The sequence below is a fragment of the Pseudomonas lurida genome (assembly GCF_002563895.1).
Taxonomy (GTDB): domain Bacteria; phylum Pseudomonadota; class Gammaproteobacteria; order Pseudomonadales; family Pseudomonadaceae; genus Aquipseudomonas; species Aquipseudomonas lurida.
Window position 1 is genome coordinate 6,065,297 of record NZ_PDJB01000001.1, and the last position, 17,851, is coordinate 6,083,147.

Genomic DNA, 17,851 nt, shown 5'->3' on the forward strand with positions numbered 1-17,851 from the left:
TGGTTTTGCTCAAGCGCCGCACGATACGGGCGAGCCCCGCCGATTGCAAAGGATACCGATTTCAACACGATTGACGGCGTGAAATATCCTCAACCAGCGTAGTCCGCTTCCCAACTGTCTCGGCAAACCCCCGCCGGACGGGTATTCCAGCGCATAGGCAAGCTGGCGGGTGGTCGGTATACTCGGGCGCAATTAATGCATATTCAAGGATTTCGCCATGAAGCGCCTGATCTCTTCCCTTGCTGCGCTCGTCGCGGTCGCTTGCCTCGTTAGTGCCTGTGGTCAAAAAGGCCCGCTGTACCTGCCCGATGACAGCAAAGACCCGAATGAACAGGCTCAATCGTCGCAAAAACCAGCCAAAGCGCATAAGCACGACACCTACGAATAAGGGAACTCCATGGACGCTTTTAACTACCGGGACGGCGAGCTGTTCGCGGAAGGCGTGGCGTTGTCCGCGATTGCCGAGCGCTTTGGCACCCCGACCTATGTGTATTCCCGTGCGCATATCGAAGCCCAGTATCGCTCGTTCACCGACGCGCTCGATGGCGTGCCGCACCTGGTGTGTTACGCGGTCAAGGCCAACTCCAACCTGGGTGTACTGAATGTCCTGGCGCGCCTGGGCGCTGGTTTTGACATCGTCTCCCGTGGCGAGCTGGAACGTGTACTGGCTGCCGGCGGCAAGGCTGACAAGATCGTCTTCTCCGGCGTGGGCAAGACCCGCGAAGACATGCGCCGCGCCCTGGAAGTCGGCGTGCATTGCTTCAACATCGAATCCACCGACGAACTCGAGCGCCTGCAAGTCGTGGCCGCCGAGATGGGCGTTCGCGCGCCGATCTCCCTGCGCGTCAACCCGGACGTCGACGCCGGTACCCACCCGTACATTTCCACCGGTCTCAAAGAGAACAAGTTCGGCATCGCCATCGCCGACGCCGAAGATGTGTACATCCGCGCAGCACAACTGCCGAACCTGGAAGTGCTGGGCGTCGACTGCCATATCGGCTCGCAACTGACCAGCCTGCCACCGTTCCTGGATGCGCTCGATCGCCTGTTGGCGCTGATCGATCGCCTCGGCGAATGCGGCATCTACCTGCACCACATCGATCTGGGCGGCGGCGTGGGCGTACGTTACCGCGATGAAGAGCCGCCGCTGATTGCGGACTACATCCAAGCCGTGCGCGAGCGCATCGAAGGCCGCGACCTGACGCTGATGTTCGAGCCGGGCCGTTATATCGTCGCCAACGCGGGCGTGCTGCTGACCCAGGTCGAGTACCTCAAGCACACCGAGCACAAGGATTTCGCCATCGTCGACGCGGCGATGAACGACCTGATCCGCCCGGCGCTGTACCAGGCCTGGATGAATGTCACCGCCGTGACACCTCGCGACAGCGAAGCCCGCGCCTATGACATCGTTGGCCCGATCTGCGAGACCGGCGACTTCCTGGCCAAGGATCGTCAGTTGGCACTGGAAGAAGGCGATCTGCTGGCCGTGCATTCGGCCGGTGCCTACGGGTTTGTCATGAGTTCCAACTACAACACCCGCGGGCGTACCGCCGAGGTGCTGGTGGACGGTGATCAAGCGTTTGAAGTGCGTCGCCGCGAGACGGTAGCCGAGTTGTATGCCGGCGAAAGCCTGCTGCCGGAGTAAGCCATGCTGCTGCGTTTTACCAAGATGCACGGGCTGGGCAACGATTTCATGGTCCTCGACCTGGTCAGCCAGCACGCGCATATCCTGCCCAAACACGCTAAACAGTGGGGCGACCGTCACACCGGCATTGGTTTCGACCAATTGCTGATCGTCGAGGCGCCGAGCAACCCAGAGGTGGATTTCCGTTACCGGATCTTCAACTCCGACGGGTCCGAAGTGGAACAGTGCGGCAACGGCGCGCGCTGCTTCGCACGCTTTGTGCTGGACAAGCGCCTGACCGCCAAGCGGCAGATTCGCGTCGAGACCAAAAGCGGCGTCATCGAGCTCGATATCCGCAGCGACGGCCAGATCAGGGTCAACATGGGCGAGCCACGCCTGGTGCCTGCGGACATTCCGTTCCAGGCCTCCGAGCAGGCCGCCAGCTATGCGCTGGAGGTTGACGGCAAGACCGTCGACATCGCAGCCGTGTCCATGGGCAACCCCCATGCGGTGCTGCGGGTCAACGACATCAACAACGCGCCCGTGCATGAATTGGGGCCAAAGATCGAACACCACCCGCGCTTTCCGGCACGGGTCAACGTGGGCTTCCTGCAGGTGATCGACCGTTCCCGCGCGCAATTGCGTGTGTGGGAACGCGGCGCCGGCGAAACCCAGGCCTGCGGCACCGGTGCTTGCGCCGCGGCCGTGGCCGCGATCAGCCAGGGGTGGATGGATTCGCCACTGCTGATCGACCTGCCCGGCGGACGCTTGTCCATCGAGTGGGCAGGCCCTGGCCACCCGGTGATGATGACCGGGCCGGCCTCGCGCGTATACGAAGGACAGGTCCGTCTATGAGTGAGTCAAGCCAATGACCGATAAGCCTCAAGTACCCGCACAAGCAACCCCGAGCGACAGCCTGGAGGCCGCTACCGTCGCGGCGTACCTTGAGGCTAACCCGGACTTCTTCGTCGAGCACGAAGAGTTGCTGCCAGCCCTGCGTATTCCCCACCAGCGGGGTGATACCGTATCGCTGGTGGAGCGGCAGATGAAAATCCTGCGCGAGCGCAATATCGAAATGCGCCACAAGCTTTCGCACCTGATGGACGTCGCCCGCGACAATGATCGCCTGTTCGACAAGACCCGCCGCCTGATCCTGACCCTGATGGACGCGACCAGCCTGGAAGAAACGGTGATCGCCGTGGAAGACAGCCTGCGCCAGGACTTCCAGGTGCCGTTCGTGAGCCTGATCCTGTTCAGTGACAACCCGATGCCGGTGGGCCGCTGGGTCAGTGGTAGCGACGCCCAAACCGCCATCGGCGGGCTGCTGTCCGAAGGCAAGACCATCAGCGGCACGTTGCGTGAGCATGAGCTGGACTTCCTGTTTGGTGCCGAGCAGCGCAAACAGATCGGCTCCACCGCCGTGGTCGCCCTCAGCCATCAAGGCCTGCACGGCGTGTTGGCGATCGCCAGCCGCGATCCTCAGCACTACAAGAGTTCAGTCGGCACCCTGTTCTTGACCTACATCGCCGAAGTGCTGGGCCGCGTCCTGCCGCGCTTCACCACCGCCCTGCGCGCGGTGCGCTAGCCATGGAACGGCAACTGGACGCTTACTGCGCTCACCTGCGCAACGAGCGCCAGGTGTCGCCCCACACGCTGGAAGCCTACCGGCGGGACCTGAACAAGGTCCTGGCGTATTGCGAGAAACAACGGATCAGCAGCTGGAAGGCCCTGGATATCCAGAGCCTGCGCAGCCTGATCGCACGGCTGCACCAGGCAGGGCAATCCTCGCGCAGCCTGTCGCGCCTGCTCTCGGCGGTTCGCGGGCTCTATCACTACCTGAACCGTGAAGGCCTGTGCGATCACGACCCGGCCAACGGCCTGTCGCCGCCCAAGGGTGAGCGACGCCTGCCCAAGACCCTGGACACCGACCGTGCCTTGCAATTGCTGGATGGCGCCGTCGAGGACGACTTCCTGGCCCATCGCGACCAGGCGATCCTGGAGCTGTTCTACTCATCAGGGTTGCGTTTGTCGGAGCTGACCGGCCTGAACCTCGATCAACTGGACCTGGCGGACGGCCTGGTGCAGGTACTCGGCAAGGGCAGCAAGACCCGCGTCCTGCCGGTGGGCCGCAAAGCGCGCGAAGCCCTGCAGTTATGGCTACCGCTGCGCCTGCTGACCAACCCGGCCGATGACGCGGTGTTTGTCAGCCAGCAAGGCCGACGCCTGGGGCCCCGGGCGATTCAGGTGCGGGTGAAAGCCGCCGGCGAGCGCGAGCTGGGGCAGAACCTGCATCCCCACATGCTGCGGCACTCTTTTGCCAGCCATATGCTGGAGTCGTCCCAGGACCTGCGCGCGGTTCAAGAGCTGCTCGGCCACTCCGACATCAAGACCACACAGATCTACACCCACCTGGACTTCCAACACCTGGCAACGGTGTACGACAGCGCCCATCCACGGGCCAAACGCATCAAGGGCGGCGACTCATGAGTATCAAGCTGATCACCTTCGACCTGGACGACACGCTCTGGGACAACGTACCCGTCATCATCAACGCCGAAGCGTCGATGCGCGAATGGCTGGCCACCCATGCAACCAAGGTAGGCGATCTGCCCTTGGAGCATTTCGCCAGCCTGCGTCAGCAAGTGCTGCAACGGCATCCCGAGCTCAAACACCGCATCAGCATCCTGCGCCACCGGGTGTTGATGCAGGCGTTTGAAGAAGCCGGTTACCCACAGCCGCAAGCCACGCAAATGGCGGATGTGTGTTTCGAGGCGTTCATCCATGCACGTCACCAGCTCACGATATTCCCGGAAGCCGAGCCGATGCTGCGAGCCCTGCGCCAGCACTTTTTGCTGGGGGTGATCACCAACGGCAATGCCGATGTGCAGCGCGTAGGCCTGGCGGATTACTTTCACTTTGCCTTGCGCGCTGAAGATATCGGCATCGCCAAGCCGGATGCGCGGTTGTTTCAGGAGGCGTTGCAGCGTGGTGGCGTGGATGCCAGTGCGGCGGTGCATATTGGCGATCATCCCGGGGATGACATCGCCGGGGCGCAGCAGGCGGGGCTGCGGGCAGTGTGGTTCAACCCGACGGGCAAGGTGTGGGAAGGGCACAAACGCCCGGATGCAGAGATCCGTAGCCTGAACGAGTTGCCGCCCTTGCTGCAGAGCTGGCAGTGACGCCGAAGATCAAAATAAGTGGGATCAAGCCCGCTCCCACGTTGATATGGGGTGAAGCTTGAGAATTTGTTTCAGGCATGAAAAAGCCCGCAGCGACGGCGGGCTTTTCCTACAAGCAGGTGACTGACCTCAGATAGGTCGGCTGCCGTACTTGTTGTCCGGCTTCTTCGGTGGGTCTGCGACCACATTAGCCTCGACTTCCTGCACTTTGCCGCCTTTAGCGAGGAACTCTTCCATCGCACGGGCCAGGGCATCACGCTCTTTGTTCTTGGCCTCAACGCTCGGCAATTCATCTACCGACACAGCCGCCTTGGCTTTGCCCTTGGCAGCCGGAACCGGTGCATCATCGCCACCGTCGTCGTCAGCAACGTCTTCCGCCGCCGCTTCAAGACCTTCTTCGGTGTCGTCTTCGTCACCTACTTCCAGTTCGTCGTTTTCCAGATCATCGTCGCTCATGTTCTACCTCATGACTTGCGAAAAGCAGATTAGTTATAGCCCAGCTTCACCCTCTGTCGACGGTTGCCGGAAAAAAATCAACATCCACTGGATAACCAGTGGCTTATGCCCCATCACCGTGCAAGGTGGCGAGGACTTTACGAGCACCGCCATGATCACGGTGCTCGCCCAGATAAACACCTTGCCAGGTCCCCATCGCCAAGCGGCCGGCCTTCACCGGCAAACTCAGCTGGCAGCCCAGGAGACTGGCCTTGAAGTGCGCCGGCAGGTCATCCGGACCTTCGTCGTTATGTTCGAACCCTGCGCGGCCTTGCGGCACCAGCGAGTTGAAATAACGCTCGAAGTCACGGCGAACCGCCGGGTCGGCATTCTCGTTGACGGTCAACGAGGCCGAGGTGTGCTGCAGCCACAAATGCAACAGGCCCACGCGACAGGCCTTCAATTCAGGCAAGCCGGCCAGCAACTCCTCGGTCACCAGGTGAAAGCCCCGGGGCTTGGCCCGCAGGGTAATCAGGGTCTGTTGCCACATAGAGTTCTCCGCCCATCGGCGCGCATTCTAGCGCGCTCTGGGAAAAAACAAAGTGCCGAATACGCCTACATGCCTGTAAGACATTGGCAGGCGGAAAAGTGCCAGGTGCGTCCCATTACAAACTGAGCGCAAAAACCGACACAGCTTGTTATGACTGACAAACGCCAGGCAAAAAAATGCCCGGCAAGCCGGGCATCTTTTTTTCGCGTACTTACAAGTTGTAGCCGCGCTCGTTGTGTTGCGCCAGGTCGAGGCCGACGGCCTCTTCTTCTTCGGTCACCCGCAGGCCCATGACCGCATCCAGCACCTTGAGGATGATGAAGGTCACGATAGCCGTGTAGATCACAGTAAAGCCGACGCCCTTGGCCTGGATCCAGACTTGTGCCGCCACGTCAGTCACGGTGCCGAAGCCGCCCAGTGCAGGGGCTGCGAACACACCGGTGAGGATCGCACCGACAATACCGCCGATACCGTGCACGCCGAACGCGTCCAGGGAGTCGTCGTAGCCCAGCTTGCGCTTGAGGCTGGTGGCGCAGAAGAAGCAGATCACACCGGCAACCAGGCCGATCACCAGGGCGCCCATTGGGCCCACGGTGCCAGCGGCTGGGGTGATGGCTACCAGGCCGGCTACCACACCCGAGGCGATGCCCAGTGCGCTTGGCTTACCATGGGTGATCCACTCGGCGAACATCCAGCCCAGCGCCGCCGCAGCGGTAGCGATCTGAGTGACCAGCATCGCCATGCCGGCAGTGCCGTTGGCCGCAGCAGCGGAACCGGCGTTGAAGCCGAACCAACCCACCCACAGCATGGCGGCGCCGATCAGGGTGTAACCCAGGTTGTGCGGTGCCATCGGGGTAGTCGGGAAGCCTTTGCGCTTGCCGAGCACGATGCACGCCACCAGGCCAGCCACACCGGCGTTGATGTGCACCACGGTGCCGCCAGCGAAGTCCAGCACGCCCCAGTCCCACAGCAGGCCACCGTTGCCGCTCCAGACCATGTGCGCGATCGGCGCATAGACCAAGGTGAACCAGATGGCCATGAAGATCAGCATCGCAGAGAACTTCATACGCTCAGCGAAGGCACCGACGATCAGCGCCGGGGTGATGATGGCGAAGGTCATCTGGAAGGTGATGAACACCGCTTCCGGGAACAACGCTGCCGGCCCGGTGATGCTGGCCGGGGTAACGCCCGCCAGGAACGCCTTGCCCATGCCGCCGAAGAAGGAGTTGAAGTTGACGACACCCTGCTCCATCCCGGTCGTATCGAACGCGATGCTGTAGCCATAGATGACCCACAACACGCTGATCAGGCCAGTAATGGCGAAGCACTGCATCATCACGGAAAGAATGTTTTTGGAGCGCACCATGCCGCCGTAGAACAGCGCCAGGCCTGGAATGGTCATGAACAGCACCAACGCAGTGGATGTGAGCATCCATGCGGTGTCGCCGGAATTGAGGACTGGAGCAGCCACTTCGTCTGCCGCCATGGCCAGGCTTGGCATTACGATGGACAACAGGGCTCCGAGCCCTGCGAATTTACGCAGAGTCATATTGTTTTCTCCTGGGGCGTTGGGGTTTGGCGGCTTAGATTGCGTCGGTATCGGTTTCGCCGGTACGGATGCGAATAGCCTGTTCCAGATTGACCACGAAGATCTTGCCGTCACCGATCTTGCCGGTGTTGGCGGCCTTGGTTATCGCCTCGATAACCCGGTCAAGATCCTTGTCGTCAATGGCGACATCAATCTTCACCTTCGGCAGGAAATCGACCACGTATTCCGCGCCACGATACAGCTCGGTGTGACCCTTCTGCCGACCGAAGCCTTTGACCTCAGTAACGGTAATGCCCTGCACGCCGATCTCGGACAACGACTCGCGTACATCGTCCAACTTGAACGGCTTGATGATGGCAGTGACTAGCTTCATGAAAACTCTCTCCCGAATTGGTGGACTTGCCCCAGGAAAACAAACCCGTCTCAAGTCTAAGCGCAGTGCCTGGCTTTGTAACGCGTCGTCGCCTCGGCATTTGCCTTTGCGACGCCAGCGAACCACTGGTGACGAAACCTGTACCCCTGATCCGTCGGCGCACTGCATTCGTCACAGCGACTGCATCAGTGCATGGGTCATGATCGTCTAAGCAGAAACCTTGCCAGCTCCGTAAAAATCACTGAAATCAGTCCTTTGCCCACTTATCCCCACCTACGGGGCTTTCAGGTGGCATCAATGCGCACAAAAACAGTGCGCGCCCGCCCGACCCGCTGCGCGAAAACCGTGCGCACAAGGACATGAAAAGGACTATAGACGCTGCGTGATACACTGCCGGCCAACAGTTTTCCGGAATATTCCCCATGCTTGCGCCCAAAGACCTCCTCGACGCCCTGAGCGGCCATGCCTCACGCCTGTTCAGCGGTGACGCGCCCCTGCCCCGCAATGAAATCGAAAGCCAATTCAAGGCATTGCTGCAAAGTGGTTTCAGCAAGCTCGACCTGGTAAGCCGGGAAGAATTCGACAGCCAGATGGTCGTGCTGGCCCGCACACGTGCACGGCTGGAAAGCCTCGAAGCAAAAGTCGCTGAGCTCGAAGCGCGGTTGAACCCGCCGACCGAATAACCGACATCAAGCGGTCCGTGGGGTACTTGCCGGACCTTGACCGGCGCCTGCTGAAAATACAGTTCAGCTTTTTGCTGGTGGTGCTCGGTGGCCGCTGCAACCAGCTGGCCGTAGCCTGGTGGACCTTGCAGCAAACCGGTTCTGCGCTCGCCTTCGCCAACATGATCGCCTGCGCCATCGCGGCGCAGGTGCTGGCCCGCCCCCTGCTAGGCTGGCTGGGTGACAAGTACAACAAGGTTCTGATCCTCAGGGTGGCCTCCCTCACCAGTCTGGTGACCACGCTGTTGATGGTTGTCCTGTCCGCTACGCAACTGTTCAACCCATGGAGCGTTGGCGCCCTGATGCTGCTCAGCAGTGCCGTCGCGGGCGTACGCGACCCGCTGCAATCCTCGATTATTCCGTTGTTTGCACGCGACGATCAGGTCTCACTGGCCGTTCGCACCAAAAGCATGCTCTCGTCCATATCCAATTTGCTCGGACCGATCCTGGCCAGCGCCTTGATTTTCAGCTTCGGCACCACGCTGGCGTTGACCATCGACTTCTTCGCGATGCTTGGCGCAGCAATGTTGATTGCATCGATTCCACTTCACCTCGGTGCCAGCGCCCCAGGTGAACATGCTCCGTCAGCCACCGGCTTGCGCATGATGTACTCGGGATTCAAGGCCGTTTACGGCGTCAAGGTCGAGTTCTACCTTGCCCTCGTGGCGATGCTCGTCAACTTTGCCCTGTTTCCGTTCTTTACCATCCTGCTGCCCCTCTACGTCAAAACGATCATCCACTACCCGGTCACCTACCTCGGCCTGCTGGACGCCTGTTTCGGCCTGGGCATCCTGGCAGGCAGCTACAAAATCACCGGCTGGCTGACCGAACGCGTGCCCCGCGACTTCTGTGTCGCGGCGGGCTTTGCACTGTTGGGGGGCAATATGTGGCTGGCCGGCACGCTCTCATCAATGGTTGCCGTACCGCTGGCGTTTTTCTGCGGTGGGGTAGGCCTGATGCTGATCAACATTCCGACCTCTGCCGTCAGGTTGCTTGCCACCCCCAAGCAGCATCGCAATCGAATCTTCGCCACCGTGTCATTCCTGTCGGCCGCCGCCAGCCCGCTCGGCAGTTTCGCCATGAGTGGGCTGATTACACAGCTCGGCGTCGCACTCACCATGACGTCCCTGGGTGCAATGGTGCTGGGGTTGTCGTTGCTGGTGTTCCTGATCCCGGACTTCCGCGCATTCATGCGTGCACCCGACACGCAACTCAACGGTGCCTACCTGGATAAGTACCCCGACGCCTTTGCACGTTGATACGTCCTGTAAAAGTCTGAACCGTTGCGCCTGCAATCCCTCGACTACCTTTAAAAAACCGCAGGAAGCGGCGTCCATTTTTCAAGGAACGAGCATGTCCCTCGCCATCGTCCACAGCCGCGCCCAGATCGGCGTCGAAGCCCCCGCTGTCACTGTTGAAGTGCACATGGCCAATGGTCTGCCGTCCCTGACGCTGGTGGGGTTGCCAGAAACAGCGGTCAAGGAAAGCAAGGACCGCGTGCGCAGCGCCATTCTGAACTGCGCCCTGCAATACCCCGCCCGCCGCATCACCCTCAACCTTGCGCCCGCCGACCTGCCCAAGGACGGCGGGCGTTTTGACCTGGCGATTGCCCTGGGAATCCTGGCCGCCAGTGCGCAGGTACCGGCGCTGATGCTCGATGACGTGGAGTGCCTTGGGGAGCTGGCATTGTCCGGCGAAGTCCGTGCGGTCAAGGGCGTGCTGCCGGCGGCACTGGCGGCGCGCAAGGCCGGGCGCACCGTCATCGTGCCGCGGGCGAATGCCGAGGAGGCGTGCCTGGCGTCGGGGCTGAAGGTGATCGCGGTGGATCACTTGCTGCAGGTGGTGGCGCACCTCAATGGTCAGGTGCCAATTGAGCCTTACAAATCCGACGGCTTGCTGTACTTGAACAAACCGTACCCGGACCTGAGTGAAGTCCAGGGCCAACTGACGGCCAAGCGTGCGCTACTGATCGCGGCGGCCGGTGCGCATAACCTGCTGCTCAGTGGCCCGCCCGGCACCGGCAAGACGTTACTCGCCAGTCGCCTGCCCGGCTTGTTGCCGCCGCTAAGCGAGCAGGAAGCCCTTGAAGTCGCGGCGATTCAATCCGTGGTGAGCCTGGCGCCCTTGAGCCACTGGCCCCATCGACCGTTTCGCCAGCCGCACCATTCGGCATCGGGGCCGGCGCTGGTAGGCGGAGGGTCGAAGCCGCAACCGGGCGAAATCACCCTGGCGCACCATGGGGTGCTGTTCCTGGATGAATTACCGGAGTTTGACCGCAAGGTCTTGGAGGTACTGCGAGAACCCTTGGAGTCTGGGCAAATCGTGATTTCCCGCGCCCGTGACCGGGTGAGTTTCCCGGCACGCTTTCAACTGGTGGCCGCGATGAACCCCTGCCCCTGTGGCTATATGGGTGAACCGAGTGGGCGTTGTCGCTGTACGCCGGAGCAAATTCAACGCTATCGCAACAAGCTGTCCGGGCCGCTGATGGACCGGATCGACCTGCACCTGACCGTCGCTCGGGAAACCACTGCGCTGAATCCGGCCCAACAGGCTGGCGACAACACTGCAAAGGCTTCGGCTGACGTTGCCGAGGCGCGGGAGCGCCAGCTGCGGCGTCAGGGCTGTGCAAATGCCTTTCTCGATCTGCCTGGGCTACGCAAGCATTGCAAGCTGGCGAAGGTCGATGAAGGCTGGCTGGAGACTGCCTGCGAGCGCCTGACGCTGTCTTTGCGCGCGGCCCATCGCCTGCTCAAAGTGGCACGCACCTTGGCGGACTTGGAGCTTATGGACGACATCACGCGCGATCATCTGAAGGAGGCCCTGCAATATAGGCCGGCAGCGATCACTTAAGCCAGGCGCATAACCAAATGTGGGAGCTGGCTTGCTCGCGAATTCGACGGGGCAGCCAAGCCGGTGCTGACTGACACTCCGTATTCGCGAGCAAGCCCGCTCCCACTCTAGCCTGTGGTGACGACCAGATCAGGCTTCAACGAAAGCGGTCAACTTCATGGCGCAAGCTCGCTGCCAGCGTTTCCAGTTCCTTGGCAGTGATCGCCAGGTTCGACACCACCTCACGCTGCTCGCTGTTGGCCAGCGCGATGCTTTGCAGGTTGCTGCTGAGCAAGGTTGCGGTGCTGCTCTGCTCCTGGGTGGCCGTGGTGATCGCAGCAAATTGCTGGCCGGCCGAGCGGCTTTGCTCATCGATACGTGCCAGGGCAGAGGCCACATCGGCGTTGCGCGACAGACCTTCCTGCATCAACACGTTACCGTGCTCCATGGTGCTGATGGCGTTGCCGGTTTCCTGTTGGATACTCTGGATCATCCCGGAGATTTCGTCGGTGGCCTGGCGAGTGCGCGATGCCAGGTTGCGCACTTCGTCGGCAACCACGGCGAAACCACGGCCCTGCTCACCGGCCCGTGCCGCTTCAATGGCGGCATTGAGCGCCAGCAGGTTGGTCTGTTCGGCGATCGACGTGATCACGCCGACGATCCCGCCGATTTCCTGGGAGCGTTGGCCAAGGGTGTTGATCACCGTGGCGGTGCTGTTCAGCGCCGTGGCAATGTGTTCCAGGGAGGACGACGCTTCTTGCATGGAGGTACGCCCGATGCGGGTTTGCTGGGCGTTTTCCTGGGCCAGGCGTTCGGTGTTGCCCATGTTGTCGGCGATGTTCAGCGAGGTGGCGCTGAACTCTTCGACCGCGCCAGCCATGCTGGTAATCTCGCCGGACTGCTGCTCCATGCCTTCATAGGCCCCACCGGACAAACCAGACAACGCCTGGGCGCGGCTGTTGACCTCTTCGGCGGCGCTACGGATATGCGAGACCATGGTCGACAGCGCTTCACCCATCTGGTTGAAGCTGCGCGCCAACTGGCCGATTTCGTCATGGCTGGACACATTCAGGCGTGCGCTCAAGTCGCCGGCGCCCAGGGCTTCGGCCTGACGCACCAGGTCACTCAGGGGCTGCAACTTGCTGCGCAGTAGCCACACCGCCGCGCCCACCGCGAACAGCATCGCCAGCACACTGCCAATTACCAGGCGAATACCCACGGCCCAGGTGACTTCGCGGATTTCCGCCTTCGGCAGGCTGGCCACGACGGACCACGGTCCGCCTTCAAAAGGCACCGAGACGCTGTAGAAGTCTTCGTTCTTGTCACTCCAGAAGCGGCCCTTACCCGGGGTTTTCGTCAGGTCGAGCATCACCGCAATCGCCTGATCCAGCGCTTGTACACCGGCCGGCGGCACCAGCCAGCGTTTCTGCTCATCCAGCAAGGCCAGGGAACCGGTCTTGCCGATACGGAAGCGCTTGAGGTTTTCGAACTGGGCGTTCTGGGCATCGGTGTAGTCGAAGCCGACAAACAGCACCGCAATCACTTTGCCGGCCGCATCACGCACCGGGGTGTACTGGGTCATGTAGGACCGTTCGAACAGCACCGCACGGCCGACGTAACTCTGTCCGGCGAGCAGGCGTTGATACGCCGGATGCTGGTGATCCAGGGCGGTACCGATGGCGCGGTTGCCGTCCTGCTTGGTCAGCGATGTACTGATGCGGATGAAGTCTTCACCGCTGCGCACGAACACCGTGGCCACGCCGCCGGAGGTGTCCTTGAACTCATCGACCTCACTGAAATCGTTGTTCAACACGTCGCTGCCCAGGAACAGGCTGGGTGTCTGCACACCGGCCACGGTCACAGGCTGGTCAGCACGCATGCTCAAGCCGGCGCCGAAGCGCTTTTCAAACAACCCGCTCAAACGCTGGGTACTTTCGCGCAAGGTGCCGTGGAAGGTGTTGAGCTGGTCGGCGAGCAAACGCGCCTCGCTGGCCAGGTGTTCCTCTCGGGTGTCGAGGTTGGCGGAGTCGAGCGAACGCAAGGCAAACACGGTACTGCCGCTGATGACGACAGCCAGAATCACCGCTAGTGCGAGGCCTAGTTGTGAGGCTATCCGGGCGCGAGGTTGAGACATGAAGGCTCCTGGCCGAGGCCAGGATCATCCTGATCTCATAGCGCTGCTCGGCAAATTATCTAGTGGGAAACGTTGGTGCACGATGGTTCCAACACTCCTACTTCGGCTGGACGAGGCAATACTTGAGCGAATCACAGGGGTATCACGCAAACGATTGCATGACCCGTTTGCCGTCGCTCAATCAAGGCGTTCGACACGGGGCAATTCCATGGCCTTGACTTCCGCCTGCAGAAACTCCGCCAAACGCCGCAAACGCTCGCCGCCAGGACGGGTTTTTGGCCACACCAAGTAGTAATTTTCGCCACTGGCTACGGCGGTTGGCCAAGGCAGGCTCAGCCGTCCCTGGGCGACGTCTTCGGCCACCATCAGCAAGTCGCCCATGGACACGCCATAGCCCCGCGCGGCGGCGATCATGCCCAATTCGAGGGTGTCGAATACCTGCCCGCCCTTGAGCGACACCTGGGTAGACAGCCCCATGCGATCCAGCCAATTGCGCCAATCGCGGCGGTCGGGCGTGGGGTGCAGCAATTCGGCGGTGGCCAGGCGTGTGGCATCCCAGGGCCCATCCGCCAACAGGTTGGGGGCGCCAACCGGAATCAGAAATTCCGGGAATAGATAACTGGCCTCCCAGTCCGCCGGAAAGTGCCCAAAACTCAGCAGCACCGCACAGTCGAACGGCTCCTGGTTGAAGTCCACCTCGTCCACGTTCATCCAGGCGCTGGTCAGTTGCACTTCATTGCCCGGCTGTAACGCCCGAAAACGACTGAGCCGCGCCAGCAGCCAACGCATGGTCAGTGTCGACGGCGCCTTCATGCGCAGGATGTCATCTTCGGCATTCAGGGTATGGCAGGCCCGCTCCAGGGCGGCGAAACCTTCGCGCACACCGGGCAACAGCAGGCGTGCAGCTTCGGTGAGCTGCAGGGTGCGGCCGCTGCGCTGGAACAGGCGACAGGCGAAATGCTCCTCCAATGTGCGGATATGTCGGCTCACCGCACTTTGAGTAATGGACAACTCCTCCGCCGCGCGGGTGAAGGAGTTGTGCCGGGATGCCGCCTCAAACGCACGGAGGGCATACAGCGGAGGAAGACGACGCGACATCTGGGAAGACTCCTACAGGCAATGCGGTAACGTACCAGATTCATTCAGCATGAGTTTTACTCATGCGAGCAATCGCTTTTATCCCTTTGTGCATTGGGCTGGGAGCGCTGAGAATCAACCCTTGCGCAACCTTCTGACTTTTCGAGTGTGATGATCATGCAGCATCCGGCACGTACCGAACTCTGGGCCATTCTGCGGCTGTCGGGGCCGTTGATTGCCTCACAGTTGGCGCACATGCTGATGGTGCTGACCGACACCCTGATGATGGCCCGCCTTAGCCCCGAAGCCTTGGCCGGTGGTGGCTTGGGCGCGGCGAGCTATTCGTTCGTGTCGATTTTCTGCATTGGCGTAATTGCTGCCGTGGGCACCCTTGTGGCCATCCGTCACGGCGCGGGCGATATCGAAGGCGCCACCCGCCTGACCCAGGCCGGGCTGTGGCTGGCTTGGCTGATGGCCTTGGCGGCAGGCTTGCTGCTGTGGAACCTCAAGCCGCTGCTGCTGATGTTCGGCCAGACCGAAACCAATGTGCACTCGGCCGGGCAATTCCTGACGATCCTGCCGTTCGCACTGCCTGGCTTCCTGAGCTTCATGGCCCTTCGCGGCTTCACCAGCGCGATTGGCCAGGCCAAGCCGGTGATGGTGATCAGCCTCGGCGGTGCAGTGGCTAATTACCTGCTCAACCATGCATTGATCGAAGGCATGTTCGGCCTGCCGAAACTGGGCCTGATGGGCATCGGCCTGGTCACGGCCGTCGTCGCCAACGGCATGGCGTTGGCGCTGATGTGGTATATCCACCGCAACCGTACCTATGCTGCCTACCCGCTGAGCACCGGCCTGCTGCGGCTCAATACCCAGTATCTGCGCGAGTTGTGGCGCCTGGGCCTGCCGATTGGTGGCACCTATGCGGTGGAAGTCGGGTTGTTTGCCTTTGCGGCGCTGTGCATGGGCACCATGGGCAGCACACAGTTGGCGGCGCATCAGGTCGCACTGCAGATCGTCTCGGTGGCGTTCATGGTGCCCGCGGGGATGTCCTATGCGGTGACCATGCGCATCGGCCAGCATTACGGCGCCGGGCGACTGCTGCAGGCACGCCTGGCCGGGCGCGTCGGCATAGGATTCGGCGCGGCGGTGATGTTGGGATTTGCCGCGATGCTGTGGCTGTTTTCCGATCCGCTGATCGGACTGCTCATCGACCACAACGACCCGGCGTTCCACGATGTGATCGTCCTGGCCGTCAGCCTGCTGGCCGTCGCCGCGTGGTTCGAGCTGTTCGACGGCGTGCAAACCATCGCCATGGGCTGCATTCGTGGGCTCAAAGACGCCAAGACCACCTTTCTGATCGGCGCGGGCTGCTACTGGTTGATCGGCGCACCGTCGGCCTGGCTGATGGCCTTCACCCTGGGCTGGGGACCGACTGGCGTGTGGTGGGGGCTGGCGCTGGGCCTGGCGTGCGCGGCGGTCAGCCTGACCTGGGCGTTTGAGGCGAAGATGAAGCGGATGATTCGGCGAGAGCCTGAAACCTACAGCACGTTGCACGCGGCCCAGCCGGACTGAAGGATGTCAGCGGTCGGTGTGGGAGCAGGCAAGCCAGCGCCCACCGCTGATTGGGTTCGCAACTCAACCCAGCAAGGCCTGCTGGCCTTTACCGAAAGTCAGGTACTCCACAAGCTCCGGTAACGGCAACGGCTTGCTGATCAGATAGCCCTGGGCCTGGTCGCAGCCAAACAAGCGCAACAGCGCCAGTTGCTCCGGTGTTTCCACACCTTCGGCGACCACCTCCAGGTTGAGGTTGTGCGCCAGGTTGATCATGGCATGCACCAGCTTGCGGTTCTCTTCGCGCTCTTCCATGCCGCCGACAAAGCTCTTGTCGATCTTCAACAAGGCAATCGGCAGGCTGTTGAGGTGCACGAACGAAGAGAAGCCTGTACCGAAGTCATCCAGGGAGAACCGCACACCCAGGCGACCGAGGGCGTCCATGGTTTGCTTGACCAGGTCACTGCGACGCATCACGGCCGTTTCGGTGAGTTCGAACTCCAACCATTGCGCTTCCACCCCACGCTCGGCAATCAGCCGGCTGAGGGTCGAGAGCAACTGGCTGTCCTGGAACTGACGGAACGACAGGTTGACGGCCATGTGCAGCGGCGGCAGGCCGCGTTCACGCAGGTCCTGCATGTCACGCAGGGCCCGGGAGATCACCCAGTAGCCCAACGGCACGATCAGGCCACTCTGCTCGGCCAGGGGCACGAATTCACTCGGCGGCAACAGGCCACGCTCGCCATGACGCCAGCGCACCAGGGCCTCCAGGCCGACGATATGCCCGTCGTCCAGGTCCAGGCGCGGCTGGTAGTGCAACTCCAGCTCATCACGCCGCAAGGCGCGGCGCAGCTCGCTTTCCAGGTCGGCCAGGCTGCGCGCGTTGCGATTGATACGTTCGTTGAAGATATGAAAGGTGCAGCCCTGGGTGCTCTTGGCCTGCTGCATGGCGATATGGGCGTGCCACATCAGCGGGTCGGCCCCGGCGCGGGCGCGGGCATGCGCCACTCCCAGGCTGCAACCGATCAGCAGGCTTTCGCCATCCACCCAGTAGGGTTCGGCCATGACTTCGGTGATGCGCTCGGCCATCCACTCGGCGCGCTGGGGCGCCCGGCGGGTGTCGATCAGCAGGGCGAATTCGTCGCTGCCCAGGCGCGCCAGTTGGTCGCCGACCTCGAGCTGGCTCTTGAGCCGCGACACCACTTGCAGGATCAACCGATCGCCAGCCTGATGGCCGAGGGCATCGTTGGCGTGACGGAAGTTATCGAGGTCCAGGTGACCGAGGGCCAGGCCACGGCCTTCATTCTCGGCCAGGCGTGCGGTCAGCAGGGTCTGGAAGCCCTGGCGGTTGGCGATACCGGTGAGCGGGTCCTGTTCGGCCAAGCGTTGCAGGGTGTTTTCCAGCACGCCACGCTCGCGGACATGCCGCAGGCAGCGGCGTAATGTATCGGCGTCCAATACATCACGCACCAGCCAGTCGCTGACGCCAAGGGGCGAAACCAGGGGTTCCTGCTCCAGCAGCAACACACAGGGCAGGCTGCAACGGCCAGGCCCGGGCTGCAGGCTGGGCGTGGTCAACAGCACCGCGCTGTGGTCGTCATCGAACAGACGGCTCACGGAATCCCAGTTTGGCGCACTGATCAGCACAGCCCCATCGCCCATCGGCGCCAGGCACTCGCGCAATAACGCTGCCCACGCGGGCTCATCGGCCAGCAGCAGCAAACGCAAGGGTTCGACAGGCGTAGACAAGCTAGCTCCCTAGACTCTGCAAAAATTCGTGGCGGCGGGCATTATGACGTGCGCCCTGATAATCACCAATGATAGG

Annotated in this window: 17 protein-coding genes; 10 read left to right on the top strand and 7 right to left on the bottom strand. The window is 61.9% G+C overall.

Features of this window, described 5'->3' with window-relative positions; translation table 11 throughout:
* Window positions 1-217 precede the first annotated feature (217 nt).
* The 6 genes from lptM to ATH90_RS27805 are packed head-to-tail and all read left to right on the top strand — an operon-like array spanning window position 218 to window position 4,803.
* Window positions 218-388, top strand: coding sequence for an LPS translocon maturation chaperone LptM (gene lptM / locus ATH90_RS27780; protein WP_034110232.1), 171 nt, complete (start codon window positions 218-220; stop codon window positions 386-388).
* A 9-nt stretch (window positions 389-397) separates the two neighbouring features.
* Window positions 398-1,645, top strand: a complete 1,248-nt coding sequence (gene lysA / locus ATH90_RS27785; RefSeq protein ID WP_034110234.1) for a diaminopimelate decarboxylase — start codon at window positions 398-400, stop codon at window positions 1,643-1,645.
* 3 nt (window positions 1,646-1,648) lie between these two features.
* The gene (gene dapF, locus ATH90_RS27790; RefSeq protein WP_034110235.1) at window positions 1,649-2,479 is read left to right on the top strand and encodes a diaminopimelate epimerase; all 831 of its coding nucleotides are present in this window, start codon (window positions 1,649-1,651) and stop codon (window positions 2,477-2,479) included.
* 13 nt (window positions 2,480-2,492) lie between these two features.
* Window positions 2,493-3,209, top strand: a complete 717-nt coding sequence (locus tag ATH90_RS27795) for a DUF484 family protein (protein WP_034110236.1) — start codon at window positions 2,493-2,495, stop codon at window positions 3,207-3,209.
* Between the two features lie 2 nt (window positions 3,210-3,211).
* Window positions 3,212-4,111, top strand: coding sequence for a tyrosine recombinase XerC (xerC, locus tag ATH90_RS27800; RefSeq protein WP_034110237.1), 900 nt, complete (start codon window positions 3,212-3,214; stop codon window positions 4,109-4,111).
* Window positions 4,108-4,803: an HAD family hydrolase gene (locus ATH90_RS27805; RefSeq protein WP_098467568.1), complete on the top strand. Its 696-nt coding sequence runs from the start codon at window positions 4,108-4,110 to the stop codon at window positions 4,801-4,803. Before xerC ends, ATH90_RS27805 begins: the two co-directional genes overlap by 4 nt.
* 129 nt (window positions 4,804-4,932) lie before the next feature.
* Here the strand turns inward: ATH90_RS27805 and sutA are convergent, their stop codons facing one another.
* The 4 genes from sutA to glnK form a co-directional block, all read right to left on the bottom strand.
* Window positions 4,933-5,259 carry a transcriptional regulator SutA gene (gene sutA, locus ATH90_RS27810; RefSeq protein ID WP_015886504.1) on the bottom strand — a complete coding sequence of 109 codons (327 nt, stop codon included), beginning with the start codon at window positions 5,257-5,259 and terminating at the stop codon, window positions 4,933-4,935.
* Between the two features lie 103 nt (window positions 5,260-5,362).
* On the bottom strand, window positions 5,363-5,788 hold the full coding sequence (locus tag ATH90_RS27815) for a secondary thiamine-phosphate synthase enzyme YjbQ (RefSeq protein ID WP_034110241.1): 426 nt from the start codon (window positions 5,786-5,788) through the stop codon (window positions 5,363-5,365).
* Between the two features lie 211 nt (window positions 5,789-5,999).
* Window positions 6,000-7,337 (bottom strand): ammonium transporter, encoded by a 1,338-nt coding sequence (locus ATH90_RS27820; RefSeq protein ID WP_034110242.1) that lies wholly within the window; start codon window positions 7,335-7,337, stop codon window positions 6,000-6,002.
* A 34-nt stretch (window positions 7,338-7,371) separates the two neighbouring features.
* Window positions 7,372-7,710, bottom strand: coding sequence for a P-II family nitrogen regulator (gene glnK, locus ATH90_RS27825; RefSeq protein WP_002555808.1), 339 nt, complete (start codon window positions 7,708-7,710; stop codon window positions 7,372-7,374).
* Window positions 7,711-8,132: 422 nt separating this feature from the next.
* Here glnK and ATH90_RS27830 point away from each other — a divergent pair, with 422 nt between their 5' ends.
* From ATH90_RS27830 to ATH90_RS27840, 3 genes are all read left to right on the top strand, one after another.
* The gene (locus ATH90_RS27830; RefSeq protein WP_098467569.1) at window positions 8,133-8,393 is read left to right on the top strand and encodes an accessory factor UbiK family protein; all 261 of its coding nucleotides are present in this window, start codon (window positions 8,133-8,135) and stop codon (window positions 8,391-8,393) included.
* A gap of 17 nt (window positions 8,394-8,410) precedes the next feature.
* Window positions 8,411-9,691 carry an MFS transporter gene (locus tag ATH90_RS27835; RefSeq protein WP_234010366.1) on the top strand — a complete coding sequence of 427 codons (1,281 nt, stop codon included), beginning with the start codon at window positions 8,411-8,413 and terminating at the stop codon, window positions 9,689-9,691.
* 94 nt (window positions 9,692-9,785) lie between these two features.
* On the top strand, window positions 9,786-11,282 hold the full coding sequence (locus ATH90_RS27840) for a YifB family Mg chelatase-like AAA ATPase (RefSeq protein ID WP_034110245.1): 1,497 nt from the start codon (window positions 9,786-9,788) through the stop codon (window positions 11,280-11,282).
* 136 nt (window positions 11,283-11,418) lie between these two features.
* Here the strand turns inward: ATH90_RS27840 and ATH90_RS27845 are convergent, their stop codons facing one another.
* Together ATH90_RS27845 and ATH90_RS27850 are read right to left on the bottom strand one after the other, a co-directional pair.
* On the bottom strand, window positions 11,419-13,395 hold the full coding sequence (locus ATH90_RS27845; protein ID WP_098467570.1) for a methyl-accepting chemotaxis protein: 1,977 nt from the start codon (window positions 13,393-13,395) through the stop codon (window positions 11,419-11,421).
* A gap of 177 nt (window positions 13,396-13,572) precedes the next feature.
* Window positions 13,573-14,493 (bottom strand): LysR substrate-binding domain-containing protein, encoded by a 921-nt coding sequence (locus tag ATH90_RS27850; protein WP_034110247.1) that lies wholly within the window; start codon window positions 14,491-14,493, stop codon window positions 13,573-13,575.
* Between the two features lie 150 nt (window positions 14,494-14,643).
* Between ATH90_RS27850 and ATH90_RS27855 the strand changes: the two genes are divergently transcribed.
* Complete coding sequence (locus ATH90_RS27855) at window positions 14,644-16,047, top strand: NorM family multidrug efflux MATE transporter (protein WP_034110248.1); 1,404 nt, start codon at window positions 14,644-14,646, stop codon at window positions 16,045-16,047.
* Between the two features lie 63 nt (window positions 16,048-16,110).
* Here ATH90_RS27855 and ATH90_RS27860 read toward each other — a convergent pair whose 3' ends face one another.
* Window positions 16,111-17,775, bottom strand: coding sequence for a putative bifunctional diguanylate cyclase/phosphodiesterase (locus tag ATH90_RS27860; protein ID WP_034110249.1), 1,665 nt, complete (start codon window positions 17,773-17,775; stop codon window positions 16,111-16,113).
* Between the last annotated feature and the right edge of the window lie 76 nt (window positions 17,776-17,851).

Excerpts from the sequence above, each read along its gene's own strand:
- lptM (WP_034110232.1), top strand. The coding sequence starts at position 218 with ATGAAGCGCCTGATCTCTTCCCTTGCTGCGCTCGTCGCGGTCGCTTGC.
- lysA (WP_034110234.1), top strand. The coding sequence starts at position 398 with ATGGACGCTTTTAACTACCGGGACGGCGAGCTGTTCGCGGAAGGCGTG.
- dapF (WP_034110235.1), top strand. The coding sequence starts at position 1,649 with ATGCTGCTGCGTTTTACCAAGATGCACGGGCTGGGCAACGATTTCATG.
- ATH90_RS27795 (WP_034110236.1), top strand. The coding sequence starts at position 2,493 with ATGACCGATAAGCCTCAAGTACCCGCACAAGCAACCCCGAGCGACAGC.
- xerC (WP_034110237.1), top strand. The coding sequence starts at position 3,212 with ATGGAACGGCAACTGGACGCTTACTGCGCTCACCTGCGCAACGAGCGC.
- ATH90_RS27805 (WP_098467568.1), top strand. The coding sequence starts at position 4,108 with ATGAGTATCAAGCTGATCACCTTCGACCTGGACGACACGCTCTGGGAC.
- sutA (WP_015886504.1), bottom strand. The coding sequence starts at position 5,259 with ATGAGCGACGATGATCTGGAAAACGACGAACTGGAAGTAGGTGACGAA.
- ATH90_RS27815 (WP_034110241.1), bottom strand. The coding sequence starts at position 5,788 with ATGTGGCAACAGACCCTGATTACCCTGCGGGCCAAGCCCCGGGGCTTT.
- ATH90_RS27820 (WP_034110242.1), bottom strand. The coding sequence starts at position 7,337 with ATGACTCTGCGTAAATTCGCAGGGCTCGGAGCCCTGTTGTCCATCGTA.
- glnK (WP_002555808.1), bottom strand. The coding sequence starts at position 7,710 with ATGAAGCTAGTCACTGCCATCATCAAGCCGTTCAAGTTGGACGATGTA.
- ATH90_RS27830 (WP_098467569.1), top strand. The coding sequence starts at position 8,133 with ATGCTTGCGCCCAAAGACCTCCTCGACGCCCTGAGCGGCCATGCCTCA.
- ATH90_RS27840 (WP_034110245.1), top strand. The coding sequence starts at position 9,786 with ATGTCCCTCGCCATCGTCCACAGCCGCGCCCAGATCGGCGTCGAAGCC.
- ATH90_RS27845 (WP_098467570.1), bottom strand. The coding sequence starts at position 13,395 with ATGTCTCAACCTCGCGCCCGGATAGCCTCACAACTAGGCCTCGCACTA.
- ATH90_RS27850 (WP_034110247.1), bottom strand. The coding sequence starts at position 14,493 with ATGTCGCGTCGTCTTCCTCCGCTGTATGCCCTCCGTGCGTTTGAGGCG.
- ATH90_RS27855 (WP_034110248.1), top strand. The coding sequence starts at position 14,644 with ATGATCATGCAGCATCCGGCACGTACCGAACTCTGGGCCATTCTGCGG.